Raw genomic sequence first — 13,794 nt, forward strand, 5'->3', positions numbered from 1 at the left:
CCTTACGTCTTTAGGATCGCCGCCCCGGGCGCCGGACGGCGCGAGCCCGCGGTGATCCCCACGGATGCCGCGATGACGAGGCCGATCGCGAGCCACTGAACCACGCTGATTCGCTCGTCCAGAACCATCAGCCCGGCGCAGGCCGCGACTGCGGGCTCAAGGCTCATCAACACGCCAAAACTCTTCCGATCGAGGCGCCGCAGGGCGACCATTTCGAGGGAATAGGGCAGGGCACTCGACATCACCGCCACCGCGAGGCCGGCGATCAGGATCCCAGGGGCGAGTAGACCCGTGCCGGCCTGGGCCACCCCGAAGGGTGCGACCACGAGGGCGGCCGTCAGCATCCCCAGCGAGACCGCCTGACCGCCGTCGACCCGCCCGGCACGCTGGCCGAACAGGATGTAGAGGGCCCAACACAGGGCGGCCCCGAGATCGAGGGCGACGCCGACAGGATCGAGCCCGTCCGTGGTGGCGATCGGCAGGAGCAGCATCAATCCCAGAACGGCGAGGCCGATCCACAGGAAATCAGAAGCTCGGCGCGACGCGATCAGCGCGACCGCGAGCGGTCCGGCGAATTCGATCGCCACCGCGGGCCCGAGCGGCAGGCGCGCCAGGGCGAGGTAGAACAACAGGTTCATCAGCCCGAGCGCTGCGCCGTACAGCGCGATCCACCCGGCCTCGCGCAGGTTCAGGCTCCGCCGCCAGGGCCGCCAGACCGCGATGAGAATCAGCGCCGAGAAGCCGACCCGCAGACTCGAGGTGCCGGCCGCGCCGACCGCCGGAAACAGACTCTTGGCGAAGGTCGCGCCGCTCTGAAGGGAGACCATGCCGGCGACGAGGGCGGCAACCGGCATGAGGATCGGGGACGGGCGCACCCGTCCGAGCGGGCTCACAGGATGAAACGACTGAGATCGGCGTTCGCGGCCAGATCCTCGACCCGGGCGCGCACATAGGCGGCATCGATCGGCACGGTCTCGCCGGAGCGATCGGTGGCGGTGAAGGAGATGTCGTCGATGACCCGTTCCAGCACCGTCTGGAGCCGGCGGGCGCCGATATTTTCCACCGAGGAATTCACCTCGACGGCGACCTTCGCCAGCGCATCCACCGCATCGTCCGTGAAGGTGAGGGTCACGCCCTCCGTCTCCATCAACGCAACGGTCTGCTTGATCAGGCTCGCCTCGGTGGAAGTGAGGATCTGGCGGAAATCATCCACCGTGAGCGGCTGCAATTCCACGCGGATCGGAAGACGGCCCTGCAGCTCGGGCAGGAGGTCGGCCGGCTTGGACACGTGGAAGGCGCCCGAGGCGATGAACAAAATGTGGTCGGTCTTGACCGGCCCATGCTTCGTGGCGACGGTGGTGCCCTCGATCAGCGGCAGGAGGTCGCGCTGCACGCCCTCGCGCGAGACATCGCCGGAGGTCCGGCCTTCGCGGGCGCAGATCTTGTCGATCTCGTCGAGGAACACGATGCCGTTATTCTCCACCTCGCGGATCGCCTCGCGAACGAGTGCCTCGTCGTCGACCAGCTTGTCGGATTCCTCCGCCATCAGCGGCGCATAGGCGTCCCGCACGAGGATCCGGCGCGGCTTGCCGCGCTGGCCGCCCAGCGCCTTGCCCAGCATGTCGCCGATGTTGATCGCCCCCATGGATGCCCCCGGCATGCCGGGAATCTCGAACATCGGCAGGCCCGCAGGCGCGCTCGAGGCGAGTTCCAGCTCGACTTCCTTGTCGTCGAGTTCGCTATCGCGGAGCTTGCGCCGGAAGCTGTCGCGGGTAGCCGCGCTGGCCGTCGGCCCGACCAACGCATCGAGGATCCGGTTCTCGGCGGCTGCCTCGGCCTTGGCGCGCACACCTTCGCGCTTGGTCTGCCGGGTCAGGCCGATCGCCACCTCCACGAGGTCACGCACGATCTGCTCGACGTCCCGGCCGACATAGCCGACCTCGGTGAACTTCGTCGCCTCGATCTTCAGGAAGGGGGCGTTGGCGAGCCGGGCGAGGCGCCGGGCGATCTCGGTCTTGCCGCAGCCCGTGGGCCCGATCATCAGGATGTTCTTGGGCGCCACTTCCTCGCGGAGCGGGCCGGTGAGCTGCTGGCGCCGCCAGCGGTTGCGCAGCGCGATCGCGACGGCGCGCTTGGCGTCGTGCTGTCCGACGATGAAGCGATCGAGTTCGGACACGATCTCGCGCGGAGAGAACGTCGTCACCGCTGGTCCATCCCTGTTCCCGGCCCGGTCTCAAGGCCCATGGCCGGGAATGGGGTCCCGCGCGCGCCCGCGCAAGGGGCGCCGCGGGGCGGATGCCGCCTCAGTGTGCGGCGAGCGATGGCGTGACACCGGGCTTGTCATGCGTTCCGAACCGTTCGACCAGCGTCGCGCTGGCCGCGTTGAGCCCGACGACCTCGACGACCCGACCCCGTGCCCGGGCCTTGAGCACCACGCGGTCGAGGGCACCCACGGCCGAGATGTCCCAGAAATGCGCCGCCGTGACGTCGATGACCAAGCGCTCGACCGGCTCCAGCAAATCGATCGCCTCCGAGAAGGTGCCGGCGGAGGCGAAGAAGATCTGCCCGGCAACCCGATAGGTCCGGGTCCGTCCATCGGTCGACACCTCGGAGGTGACCCGGCTGAGGCGAGAAACCTTGCCGGCAAAGAACACACCCGAGAGGAGCACGCCCACCAACACACCGATGGCGAGATCCTTGGTAGCGACCACGACGAGGACCGTCGCCAGCATCACCGCCGAGGAGGGCAGGGGGTTGGTGCGCAACTGCGCCAGGGAGCGCCACGAGAAGGTGTTGAGCGAGACCATGATCATGACGGCGGTCAGAGCCGCCACCGGCACGACGGCGAGCAGGTCCTGGAGGGCTACAAGCAGCACGAGGAGGAAGGCCCCGGCCACCAGGGTCGAGAGCCGGCCCCGCGCCCCCGAGGACACGTTGATGACCGACTGACCGATCATCGCGCAGCCACCCATGCCGCCGAACACGGCCGACATCATGTTGGCCACGCCCTGGCCCATGCACTCGCGGTTCTTGTCGCTGCCCGTATCGGTCATGTCGTCGACGATCTGGGCGGTGAGCAGGCTCTCCAGAAGGCCGACCGCCGCGAGGGTCGCCGCGTAGGGCGCGATGACGCGCAGCGTCTCGAGCGTCAGGGGCACGTCCGGCAGCGCGAAGCTCGGCAGCGACGACGGCAGCGCGCCGAGATGCGAGACCGTGCGCACGTCGAGGTGGAAGAGGGCCGTGACCGCGGTGAGGACCGCGATCGCCACGAGGGGCGACGGAACGGCCCGGGTGATCCGCGGGAATCCGTAGATGATTCCCAATCCGAGCGCGATCAGCCCGTAGGTCGCCGGCGTCACGCCGGTGAGTTCCGGGAGCTGGGCCAGGAAGATCAGGATCGCGAGCGCGTTGACGAAACCCGTCATCACCGATTGCGAGACGAACCGCATCAGCCGGCCGAGGCGGAGCAGGCCCGCCAGGATCTGGAACACACCCATCAGGATGGTGGCGGCGAAGAGGTACTGCACCCCGTGATCGCGCACGAGTTCCACCATCACCACCGCGGTGGCGGCCGTGGCGGCCGAGATCATCGCGGGGCGCCCGCCCGCGAACGCGATGGTGCAGGCGATGACCACGGAGGCGTAGAGGCCGACCTTGGGATCGACCCCGGCGATCACCGAAAAGCCGATCGCTTCCGGGATGAGTGCGAGGGCGACGACGATCCCCGAGAGGGTGTCGCCGCGGAGATTGGAGAACCACCGGCTGCGAAGGCCAGTGGCGCCAGCTGTGTCGCGTTGCATAGGGTGAACAATCCGCACAAGGCCCGTCCGCTTTTGAAGCGGACGATCAAAAGGCCCTGGATGCGTGGTCCGGCGGATCGGCGGCCGGAAGAGCCACCCGGGCTTTCACCGGGTCCTTGCGAATGCCGTATCCCTACGGCGCTCCGCGCTGCGACGCAACATTGCCGGGCTGCTTGGTTGGGTTCAGGCAGCCCTGACTTGCGTCACGAAGCCCGTCACCTCCCCGCCGAGCCCATTCGAGCGCCTGGCAATGTCGGCGGCGGCCTCGAGCACCTGTGCGGCGCTGAGCCCGGTCTCGTGCGCGGCATCGAGCACCAGGGCCATGGTCTCGGTCACCGATCGGGTCCCGTTCGCCGCCTCGGCGACGCTGCGGGCGATCTCCTGCGTGGCGACCTGCTGCTCCTCGACCGCGGCGGCGACGCCGATGGCGATCCCGTGGACCTGCTCGATCGTGCCGCCGATCTCCTCGATCGCCGAGACCGCGTCGTGGGTCGCGGCGCGCATGGCGGCGATCTGGCCGGCGATCTCCTCGGTGGCCTTGGCGGTCTGGGTCGCCAGATCCTTGACCTCCGTGGCGACGACCGCGAAGCCCCGTCCGGCCTCGCCCGCCCGAGCGGCCTCGATCGTGGCGTTCAGCGCCAGCAGGTTGGTCTGGCCGGCGATGGTCGAGATGAGTGATACGACCTGCCCGATCCCGTCGGCGCTGCGCGCCAGGGCCTGGACGCTGGTCCGCGTCCGCCGGGCCGCCTCCACAGCGCTCTCGGCCGCGTTCGAGGTCTGGGAAACCTGGACGCCGATCTCGCTCGCCGTGGCGGCGAGTTCTTCTGTGGCAGCCGCCACCGCGTCGACATTGTGCGACATCGTCTCGGCGGCGCGCGTGACGGCCTGCGACTGCGTCCCGGTCCGCTCGGCATTGCCGGCCATCGTGGCGGCGGCCCGCTCCATCCCGGCCGCCGCGCTGGCCAGATGGCCGACGAGGCCGCCGATGTTGCCTTCGAATTGCTGAGCGAATTCGGTCATCTCGGCGCGCTTGCGCGTCACGGAAACGGCATCCATGCGCTGATGCTCCTGGCGCGATGCCTCGGCTTGCAGCAGCGTCTCATTGAGGATCTGCGTGCTCGTCCAGATCGCGCCGATCTCGTCGCGACGCGGCCGCACGACCGGCAGCGCATGATCGCCCCGCGACAGGCGTTCGATGGCGTCCGACACCGCGCGCAGCGGGCCGGCGATCTGGCGCTGCCCGACGAGGAGGCCCAGGGCGCAGCAGATCAGCGTACCGATCAGGGCCAGACCAAGCAGAAGCAGCGTCCGCGCCTGAAACAGCGCCTGGGTGTCGGCCTTGATCGCCGCCATCTCGGTACGGCCCTGGCTCACCAGGGCGTCGATGCTCGCCTGGAAGGTCTTGCGATTGGCGCGGTTGGTGTCGTTGAATCCGAGTTCCGCAGCGGCGCGCGGACTCACCGTCTCCCCGGCGTCGGCGAGGGCGCTGCGCAGGGATCGGAACGCTTCGAAATTGCGTGTCATCACGTCGAACAGGGGCCGCTCGGATGCGGCCAGCCGCGGCGCCCACTCGGCCCGCAGAGCCTCCATCCCGGCCAAGCCCTTCCGGATGCCGGCGGCGTATTTTGCCGCTTCGGCGCGGTCGGCCGAGGCATAGACGCCGCGGGAATCCATCGTCACTTCGGCGGCGAGACGATTGAAATTGGCCGCGTCGAGCGCCCGGATCGAGGCGCTCTCGACGTTTGCGAGCGCGGTTTCGAAGCTTTGCAGGGTGACCACGCTGACGCCCGCGACCACCAATGTCGTCAGGCTGCAGGCGCCAACGAAGCCCAGGAGTTTGCCGCCGATCTTCATTGCGCCCCAACCCAGCTTGCTCGATTGGATGCAAAATATCGACAATTGCTCAAGGGCTCGTTAACCGCACGGGCGTGCGGAGCTCAATATACGGTGCTGATACTCACCATCCAGCACCTCGCAGGTCGCGTATCCAGACCTTAAGCGCCGTCGAGTGCCTCGATCACCAGATTCCCGTTCGTGTAGACGCAGATCTCGGCGGCGATTGCCATGGCGCGGCGCACGATCGCTTCCGCATCGAGGTCGCCGTCTTCCAGCGCCCGGGCAGCCGCCAGCGCGTAGTTGCCGCCCGACCCGATCGCCATGACACCACTTTCCGGTTCCAAAACGTCGCCAGAGCCTGAGAGGAGTAAACTGACTTCGCGATCGGCGACCAGCATCATCGCCTCAAGACGGCGCAGGTAACGGTCGGTGCGCCAATCCTTGGTGAGCTCGACGCAGGCGCGGGTCAGTTGCCCGGGATATTGTTCCAGCTTCGCTTCGAGCCGCTCGAACAGCGTGAAGGCATCGGCCGTGGCCCCCGCGAAGCCGCCGATCACGGCACCCTTGGCGAGCCGCCGGACCTTGCGGGCGTTGCCCTTCACGATGGTCTGGCCCAGGCTGACCTGACCGTCGCCCCCCAACACCACCCGGCCGCCCTTGCGAACCATCAGGATGGTTGTGGCGTGCATCTGAGGCACCGCGCCCCGGTCGTCGTATCTGAATGCGTCCTGGCTCAAAGCTCGGCTCCGATCTCGATCGCGTCGAGATGGGGAGATCGGCCGGTCACGTCCAGCCGAATCGTCACCGCCGATTGGGTCCTGCGGTGTGGCCTACTCGGCGACCGCCTCCGGCGCCTGCACCGAACCGGCATCCTCTAGGATCGAACGGGCCGCAGCCTCGGCCAGGAGGGCGTAGCCGCCATCGGCCATATGCAGGCCGTCGGAGGCAAAGAGCTGCTTGGTCGTCAGCTTCCCGTCCTGCACCCAGCCATGCATCAGGTCGGCGCGCCGGATGACCGGAACGTCGAGTTCATCCCCGATACCGCGCACCGCTTCGAGGAATCGTGAGGCCCCGGGCGTCGCTTCGAGCTTCGGACACCATTGCGGTTCCATCAGCACCACATCGATACCGGCCTCGCGGATCCGGCGGATCGCCGCCACCGTGACCTCACGGAAATGCGCGACCGACACGCCGCGCAGGGGATCGTTGCTCCCGGTCTGCCAGATGACGAGCTGCGGCTCGGCCTTGATCACGTCGCGGTCCAGGCGCGCCAGCATGTCGTCCACATGCTCGCCGCCGATGCCACGGTTGATGACCGCCACATCAATCCCGCCAAGCTTCTTGCGCAGATCGATTTGCAACCGGGCCGGGTAGGCGTTGGCCGGGCTCGACGCGCCGATACCCTCGGTGGAGGACGAACCAAACGCCACGATCTTGAGCGGTGCACCGATGGCGATCTGCCGGGCGACATGCGGAAGATCCGGGCTTTCGCGCAGATCGAAGCCGAGCAGATCGAGCGATTCGGGCAGAAGATCCGCGTAGGCAAGGACCGCGGTCGGGAGCAGGAGGAGGCCGCCGAGCACGCTCAAGCGACGCAACATTCGGCGAACCGGCCGCGCGGGACTCTGGGTGTTCGAGGATTTAAACACGGGACCGACAGCTCCGGCGCTCGCCAGCGACGGATACAATCTGACACAGGGACTTGAAAAGGGCCGTTCGGCAATCGGCGTTAAAGTGAGATGAATTCGTAACACAAAATTAACGCCCGCCGATCGTGCGTCGCACCGGGATTTCGAAATGGGTGACCGGTCTCGGCCGCGGCACGGACAATGCGTCTGTGCGTCCGACGGGTCTCCGAGAGGGCGGCGGAGACCGGTGTTCGGGAGACGGGATCTCGCGTCCCGGACCGGCCACGAGCTGCGTTGCGCCGTCCCAGGGTCGACAGCGTGCGCATCGCGATCCTTACACCGTCCACCGATGCCCGCGGCACCGTGGGCTATGCCCTGGGCCTGGGCGAAGCCCTGTGCATGTTGGGCCACGAGGCCGTGGTCCATGCCCCCGACCCGACCGGCCGCGGCTTCTTTCGCGATGCGCGCTGTCCCACAGTGTCCGTGGCCGCCAAAGCCGCCTGCGGGTCGGGGGCGGCGCTGGTCGGCGCACGAATCGCTGACTACCTGTCGCATTTCTCGACGCCAGCCGCCTGCGACTTCGACGTCTTTCACGGCCATTGCACCATCAGCGGCAACGCGCTGGCTACGCTCACGCGTCGTCGCCTGATCCCGGGCTTCGTCCGCACGGTCCACCGCATCGAGGCATGGCCCGATCTGCAGCTTGCGCGATGGCAGGATCGCGCGATCGTCGATGCCGGGCGGCTGCTCTGCCTCAGCCGGACCTGGGGGGCGGCGCTTGCAAGTGAATACGGCATCGAGACCGAGGTTGTCGGCAGCGGCGTCGACACGGCCTTCTTCAGACCGGGACCGAATCCGGACGACGACGCCTTGCGCCGGAGCCTGGGGCTGAACCACGGTCCGATCTTCCTGAGTGTCGGGGGTTTCTCCGCGCGCAAGAACAGCCTCGCCGTGATCGAGGCCTTCGCGACACTCCGCGCCGCCATTCCGGCCGCGCAGCTCGTCGTGGCGGGGGTGGCCGCTTCTCCCGAGACGGATGGGTACGAGGCGCGATGCCGCGCCGCGCTGGAGCACGCCGGCCTCACGGTCGGCCCGGGACAGCCGGTGGTCCATGCCGGACGGGTCGCGCAGGCGGATATGCCGGCGCTCTACCGGCTTTGCGAAACCCTGGTCTTCCCGTCCCTGGCGGAGGGATACGGTCAGCCCGTCCTGGAAGCCATGGCTTCCGGCACGCCGGTGATCGTCCCTGCGCGGCCGCCCTTCACCGAATATCTCGCCCCCGGCGAGGCGCTGGCGGTGAACCCGGAGGATGTCGCGTCGATCGCGGCGGCGATGCGGACGAGCTTGGAGCCGTCCCGGCGCGGTCGGTTGCGCAACGCCGGCCTGGAGGTCGCCCGCGCCCATGCCTGGGCCAGCTGCGCGGCACGCCATCTGCCGAGCTATGCCGCGCTCCGGCCGGGCGCTGCACCGGTACCACCGCCAGCCACCGGCGCGGCGGCCTGGAACACCCTTCGGATGTCACCCGATGCCTGAGATGCGCTTCCATATCCGCTGGCCGGATGGATCCCGCGAGGCCTGCTACTCGCCATCGCTCGTCATCAAGGATCATCTGGCTGTCGGGCAGGACTACGCCGTCGACGAGTTCGTATATCTCAGCCGCCTCGCCCTCGGCCTCGCCAGCGAGCGCGTGCGCGCCCTGTACGGCTTTCCCTGCGGGCGGGCGCAGGCCCAGATCGCCCGGATCGAGGACACGGCGGGGCGCCAGGACGGGGGAACCGTCCACGTCGAATCCTTCGAGGAGTGAAACCGGTCCACCGGGGTGTAGCGAGCCCGGGACAAAACCCGCCGGCCCGGGTTATCGGCACGTTCGCACCGGACCGGAGGGGATCGAGGCCGATGAACGCACGGGTGACCTGGATCGCTGCGGCCCTCGTCCTGGCCGCCACGCCCGTCGGCGCGCAGACGCGGCCGTCGAGCACATCCATGACCTGTCGGCAGACGACGCAGTTGATCCAGGCGCGGGGTGCCCTCGTCCTGGGCACGGGCGGCATGACCTATGACCGGTTCGTGCGCGACCGCTCGTTCTGCGAGCCCACGGAGATCGCAAAGCGCGCCTTTCGCCCGACCCGGGACAACCCGAACTGCCTGATCGGCTACACTTGCTATGAGCCTGGGCCGGGAGACTGGCCGGGGGAGGACTTCTAGCCGCCCGCTTGGCCGGCGGTCTCCGGTTCGAGGGCGACGATGATTCGGCGATCCCCGGCGCGGCGGGTGAACCCCGTGGCATCGAGATGCTCGAGCAGGGGGATCGAGAACTTGCGCGAGATTCCCAGGGTCGAACCCGCCTCCCGGGCCAGAAAGCCGGTCTCCGGTGTCGACGCATGGGGGAAGGCCTCGGTCAGACGCGTCCGGGCAGCCGCGACCGCCTCCCGGTGGAACAGGACGGCACGGCGTTGGACCCGGTCCACGGCCCGGATCACCGTTCCGGCGCCGACCAGATAGGTCAGGGCTTCCCGCCGCCGCACGTCCCGGCCGACGGCCTCGCTTTCGTCGGGCGGGTTCAGGCCGGCGCGGCGAAAGATCTGCTCCAAGCGGCGGGCGGCTTCGCTCTCGTTGCGGGCGGGGTCGAAATCGGCGCGCCGCCACAGCGCACCGGCCTGGCCCACAGACCCGGCCGAGGTGAGGTCCCGCAGGGCTGTCGCGACGAGTGGGTCCGGGAGCGCCAGGGAGCGGGACAGGCGTTCGAGGGCGATCCCGTGCTCCATCGGGTAGTCGCGGTGATGCTGCGCGAGTGCCGCCAGGATACCGGTCTGCAGGGCCTCGAAGGCTGCGGCGCCGATGAACCGATCGGTGATGTCGTGCGCGCCGGACTGGCGCAGTAAGGTCCGCGCCCGATCCGGTGCAAGGCCGGCGAGGCGTGCGAACTCAGCCAGGGGCGCACCGACCGCACCGACCTGCCCGAGGCGGACGGCAATCGCCTTCGCGGGCTCGCCCGATGCCAGGGCGGCGAGATCGGCCAGGATGCGCGGATCCTTGCGCCGCCGACGCCGGCTCACCGGATCCAGGATTCGGCCACCCGCGATCGTGGCGGCCGGCGAGTCGAGCCGCAGGACGAAGGGTTCCCGGGCCGGTACGGCGACGGGTTCGGCGAGATGCACCTGCGCCTGGGTGTGCCCCCCCGGCTCCAGGGCATCGCGATCGAGCAGACGCAGCCGGGCCTCGACCTCGGTGGTGCCGAAGAGCAGGCGGCAGGCGGTGCCGCTCGCCAAGGGTACGTCCGCGCTGGCGGCTGCCGTGATCGACACGTCGAGCCACGCGCACGGTGTCAGGAGGCCTGCCGGCGCGAGGGCCTGTCCCCGGGCGATCTCGTCCAAGCCGACGCCGCGCAGCGCCACCGCCGTGCGCCGTCCGGGTTCGGCCCGTTCCACCGGTCGCCCGTGAATCTGGAGGCCCCGCACGACGGCGCTCCGGCCGCCCGGCACGATCTCGACGGTGTCGCCGACTGCGAGCGGCCCGCGCCGCAGGGTGCCGGTCACGACGGTACCGAAGCCCGGCCGGGAGAAGACCCGATCCACGGGCAGGTACGGGAAGCCGTCGTCGCTGCTGGGCTGAGCCTCATCGAGCAGGGCTGCAAGAGCCTGCGCAAGATCGCCGAGTCCCGCCTCCGTGACGGTCGATGTGGGGATTACCGGACCGGCTTCGAGCCCGGCCCTGGCCGCGGCGGCCGCGATCTCAGCCGAACGCGCCGCAATCGTTTCGGGGTTCGCCAGATCGCACTTCGTCAGGGCCAAGACGCCGCGTCGAACGCCGATCAGCCGGGCGATCTCTAAGTGCTCGACCGTCTGCGGCTTGATGCCCTCCTGGGCATCCACCACCAGCAGAACGGCCCGCATTCCGGTCGCCCCCGAGACCATGGCGCGTACGAAGCGCTCGTGGCCGGGCAGGTCCACGAGGTCGACCTCACCGTTCCCGGTGGACAGGAGCGCGAAGCCCGGCACGATCGAGACGCCGCGGGCGCGTTCTTCCTTCAACCTGTCGGTTTCGATACCGGTGAGGGCGCGGACCAAGGCGGTCTTGCCGTGGTCCACATGCCCGATCACGCCCACGAGAAGTGTCTTCACCGCAGTCACCGACCTGACCATCTCCATGGGGCTGCCGTCCACGCGGCGCGCACAATTCTTGTCGTAAGGAACCCCGCTGCGCCGGCTCGTCGTCGAGCTACAGGCCACCGGACGGTCGGGGCCGGGGGCTGCGCAGCAGATGGATTGTGGACAATTTGTTTTGCCATGCGTTTCGGCTTTGGGGAAGAGTCATTTTTACGCAGTGCAACATGCTTGGTACGCAGAGCTGCCGCGTCGGGGCGGCTCGCTCCTCCGTAAGGCTTCGGATTTTGATAGACAGATGCCGACGCATCGCGCCGTCAGGTGATGCGGCGCGACAGTTCGCGGTAACCGGATGGCGGCCCTGAACGGTTGGGCGGCCATGGTCATGATGAGGAGAGCATGAGCGATAGCCCAGGCAATACCGTCGAACCGCGCGAAATCGAGCTGAAGCTCGTTTGTGCTGGACCGGATCTGACGGTGCTCGCCGCCCATCCCCGGCTTCCGGGCGCCGCAGAGGCGGAGCCCGAGCATCTGACCACGACGTATTACGATACGGCGAAGCGCGACCTGCGGGCGGCTGGTCTGTCGCTTCGGGTACGCGCGAAGGGGGGCCGCCATATCCAGACCGTGAAGGCCGGGGCTGGCGATGTCGGGCTGTTCGATCGGGCCGAGTGGGAGACCGAAATCGGCGGCGATGCGCCGGATCCAGCCGCCTGGGCCGGGACGGCAGCTGAGGCGGTCCTGCGCGAGGCCGATGCGCCCGTCGAGCGGCTGTTCTCGACCGTCGTGATGCGCCGGGAATTTCCGGTCCATCAGGGTGAATCCCGCATCCTCGTCACCCTCGATGAAGGCCGGGTCGAGAGTCCGGCGGGCGTCGCGCCCCTCTGCGAAGTCGAATTGGAACTCCAGGCGGGCGATCCGGCCGACCTGTTCCAGCTCGCGATGGCACTCGCCGAGACCGTGCAGCTGCGCCTCAGCGTACATGCCAAGAGCGGGATCGGTTTCGGGCTGATCGACGGCACCGACCGTACCATCGTCAAGGCCGAGGCGATCGACCTGCCGGAGGATGCCAGCGCCGGGGAGATCTTCCGCCGGGTGGCCCGCGCCTGCCTGCGCCACATGCGACTCAACGAGACCGTCTTCCTGGAGGATGGGCAACCGCCGGAGGCGCTCCACCAGATCCGCGTGGCCCTGCGCCGGCTTCGCTCCGCATTGTCGCTCTTCGCCCCCATGCTGGAGGGCGATTCCCGCGCGGTCGGTTTCGCCGATGAGATCAAGCGCGTCACCGAACCGTTCGGCCACGCCCGCAACCTCGACGTCTTCCTGGGCCATACGTTGCCCGATCTCGCGAAGGAGCGCCCGGACGAGGCCGGGCTCGACGGGCTCCGGGAACGCGCCGAGGCGGAGCGCGCGCGCGCCTACGAGGTGGTGCTAACGACCCTGCACAGCCCGCAATGGCGCAGCCTGATCATCGATCTGGCCGGCTGGGTTGAGACCGGCGCCTGGATCACGCACCCGAGCGCTGCCGAGGACGGGAAGGACTTCGCTGTTCGCGTGCTCGATAAGGCCCGCGGGCGGCTCAAGACGCGCGGCCGCGGACTCAAGCATCTTGACCCGCATACGCGGCACCGCGCGCGCATCGCCGCCAAGAAACTGCGCTATGGGGCCGAGTTTTTCTCCGGCCTCTACCACAAAAAGAAAGCGCAGCGCCGGCAGGCGAAGTTCGGTGACGCGTTGTCGGATCTTCAGGACCATCTCGGCGCGCTCAACGATCTGGAGACGGCCCGGTCGATGTCGGAGAGCCTGTCGGGCCCGCCGATGCCCGGCTCGGACGGGCCGGGGACGCGGGATCTGCTCAAGGATGCCGCCGATGCGCGGTCCGACCTCCTCGACGTGAAGCCGTTCTGGCGGTGAGGCGACCGGCACTGCCGGTCCCCCCTTGAGGATCCGGACCGCCTCGCGCGTCCTGCACCGGCAAGCCGATGGGGGGCGGTGACCATCGCGACCCGGCCGAGCGGGTCCGGCGGATCCCCTCGGTCAGTCTCTCAACAGACGCGGCGGATCGTTCGGTTCCGCGTGGGCAAAGCACGCGTGGAATGAAGGATCGCCGCCGGCACGAAGATCGGGCCTGGGGGGCACCCGACCAACGTTCCGGCGGCGAGACAATGGAGGCGGCTCTTGCTGGGGGGACTTGTTCCGCCGTCCATCGACCGCGATCGGTGCGGCTGGCGCAAGGTCTCGCATGACGGTGTTGCCGAAGCATGTCTGTCTCGGTGAGATCCAGCAGAAGTTGCAATATTCGGCCGACGGACCTCGTTGGCCACATTGGGCGCGTCGCTTTGCCCGTTTGGGCCGCGCCGGGTTCCTTCGGCGCCAGCCTCTGCTATCCCTCCGGCGTTTCCGCATTCGTCCGGCCCCCGGCACAGC

11 protein-coding genes and 1 other annotated feature are annotated in these 13,794 nt (G+C 68.8%); of the genes, 4 read left to right on the top strand and 7 right to left on the bottom strand.

Annotated features, from left to right (window positions below):
• Nucleotides 1–2 precede the first annotated feature (2 nt).
• From MKK88_RS31800 to MKK88_RS31825, 6 genes are all read right to left on the bottom strand, one after another.
• A complete protein-coding gene (locus MKK88_RS31800) occupies nt 3–854 on the bottom strand; it encodes an EamA family transporter (protein WP_244007470.1) in 852 nt (283 codons plus the stop codon).
• A gap of 35 nt (nt 855–889) precedes the next feature.
• Nucleotides 890–2,203, bottom strand: a complete 1,314-nt coding sequence (gene hslU, locus MKK88_RS31805) for an ATP-dependent protease ATPase subunit HslU (RefSeq protein ID WP_244007472.1) — start codon at nt 2,201–2,203, stop codon at nt 890–892.
• A gap of 100 nt (nt 2,204–2,303) precedes the next feature.
• Nucleotides 2,304–3,800: a SulP family inorganic anion transporter gene (locus tag MKK88_RS31810; protein ID WP_244007474.1), complete on the bottom strand. Its 1,497-nt coding sequence runs from the start codon at nt 3,798–3,800 to the stop codon at nt 2,304–2,306.
• 63 nt (nt 3,801–3,863) lie between these two features.
• Nucleotides 3,864–3,919: a sequence feature (sul1 is cis-regulatory element that is thought to sense ions involved in sulfur or methionine metabolism; They are found in Alphaproteobacteria), on the bottom strand.
• A 64-nt stretch (nt 3,920–3,983) separates the two neighbouring features.
• The gene (locus MKK88_RS31815; protein ID WP_244007476.1) at nt 3,984–5,654 is read right to left on the bottom strand and encodes a methyl-accepting chemotaxis protein; all 1,671 of its coding nucleotides are present in this window, start codon (nt 5,652–5,654) and stop codon (nt 3,984–3,986) included.
• Nucleotides 5,655–5,794: 140 nt separating this feature from the next.
• Nucleotides 5,795–6,325, bottom strand: a complete 531-nt coding sequence (gene hslV, locus MKK88_RS31820; RefSeq protein ID WP_244007478.1) for an ATP-dependent protease subunit HslV — start codon at nt 6,323–6,325, stop codon at nt 5,795–5,797.
• 141 nt (nt 6,326–6,466) lie between these two features.
• Nucleotides 6,467–7,237 (bottom strand): SGNH/GDSL hydrolase family protein, encoded by a 771-nt coding sequence (locus MKK88_RS31825; RefSeq protein WP_244007480.1) that lies wholly within the window; start codon nt 7,235–7,237, stop codon nt 6,467–6,469.
• A gap of 321 nt (nt 7,238–7,558) precedes the next feature.
• Here MKK88_RS31825 and MKK88_RS31830 point away from each other — a divergent pair, with 321 nt between their 5' ends.
• From MKK88_RS31830 to MKK88_RS31840, 3 genes are all read left to right on the top strand, one after another.
• Entirely contained in the window at nt 7,559–8,797 is a 1,239-nt protein-coding gene (locus MKK88_RS31830) for an MSMEG_0565 family glycosyltransferase (protein WP_244007482.1), read from the top strand.
• Nucleotides 8,790–9,068, top strand: a complete 279-nt coding sequence (locus tag MKK88_RS31835) for an MSMEG_0570 family nitrogen starvation response protein (RefSeq protein WP_244007484.1) — start codon at nt 8,790–8,792, stop codon at nt 9,066–9,068. The genes MKK88_RS31830 and MKK88_RS31835 overlap by 8 nt, the downstream gene beginning before the upstream one ends.
• A 92-nt stretch (nt 9,069–9,160) precedes the next feature.
• On the top strand, nt 9,161–9,469 hold the full coding sequence (locus tag MKK88_RS31840) for a hypothetical protein (protein ID WP_244007486.1): 309 nt from the start codon (nt 9,161–9,163) through the stop codon (nt 9,467–9,469).
• On the opposite strand, the gene selB is transcribed toward MKK88_RS31840, so the two are convergent.
• Entirely contained in the window at nt 9,466–11,406 is a 1,941-nt protein-coding gene (selB, locus tag MKK88_RS31845; protein ID WP_244007953.1) for a selenocysteine-specific translation elongation factor, read from the bottom strand. The two genes, MKK88_RS31840 and selB, sit on opposite strands and share 4 nt — an antisense overlap.
• Nucleotides 11,407–11,766: 360 nt before the next feature.
• On the opposite strand from selB, the gene MKK88_RS31850 reads away from it, so the two are divergent.
• Nucleotides 11,767–13,281 carry a CYTH and CHAD domain-containing protein gene (locus tag MKK88_RS31850; protein ID WP_244007488.1) on the top strand — a complete coding sequence of 505 codons (1,515 nt, stop codon included), beginning with the start codon at nt 11,767–11,769 and terminating at the stop codon, nt 13,279–13,281.
• The last annotated feature ends 513 nt before the right edge of the window (nt 13,282–13,794 follow it).

Source organism: Methylobacterium sp. E-005 (assembly GCF_022829725.1).
In the GTDB taxonomy this organism is placed as follows: Bacteria; Pseudomonadota; Alphaproteobacteria; order Rhizobiales; family Beijerinckiaceae; genus Methylobacterium.

Bases quoted from the DNA above. Each gene is read 5' to 3' on its own strand.
- MKK88_RS31840 (WP_244007486.1), top strand. From the start codon at position 9,161: ATGAACGCACGGGTGACCTGGATCGCTGCGGCCCTCGTCCTGGCCGCC.
- MKK88_RS31815 (WP_244007476.1), bottom strand. From the start codon at position 5,654: ATGAAGATCGGCGGCAAACTCCTGGGCTTCGTTGGCGCCTGCAGCCTG.
- hslV (WP_244007478.1), bottom strand. From the start codon at position 6,325: ATGCACGCCACAACCATCCTGATGGTTCGCAAGGGCGGCCGGGTGGTG.
- MKK88_RS31800 (WP_244007470.1), bottom strand. From the start codon at position 854: ATGCCGGTTGCCGCCCTCGTCGCCGGCATGGTCTCCCTTCAGAGCGGC.
- MKK88_RS31835 (WP_244007484.1), top strand. From the start codon at position 8,790: ATGCCTGAGATGCGCTTCCATATCCGCTGGCCGGATGGATCCCGCGAG.
- MKK88_RS31810 (WP_244007474.1), bottom strand. From the start codon at position 3,800: ATGCAACGCGACACAGCTGGCGCCACTGGCCTTCGCAGCCGGTGGTTC.
- MKK88_RS31825 (WP_244007480.1), bottom strand. From the start codon at position 7,237: ATGTTGCGTCGCTTGAGCGTGCTCGGCGGCCTCCTCCTGCTCCCGACC.
- MKK88_RS31850 (WP_244007488.1), top strand. From the start codon at position 11,767: ATGAGCGATAGCCCAGGCAATACCGTCGAACCGCGCGAAATCGAGCTG.
- selB (WP_244007953.1), bottom strand. From the start codon at position 11,406: ATGGTCAGGTCGGTGACTGCGGTGAAGACACTTCTCGTGGGCGTGATC.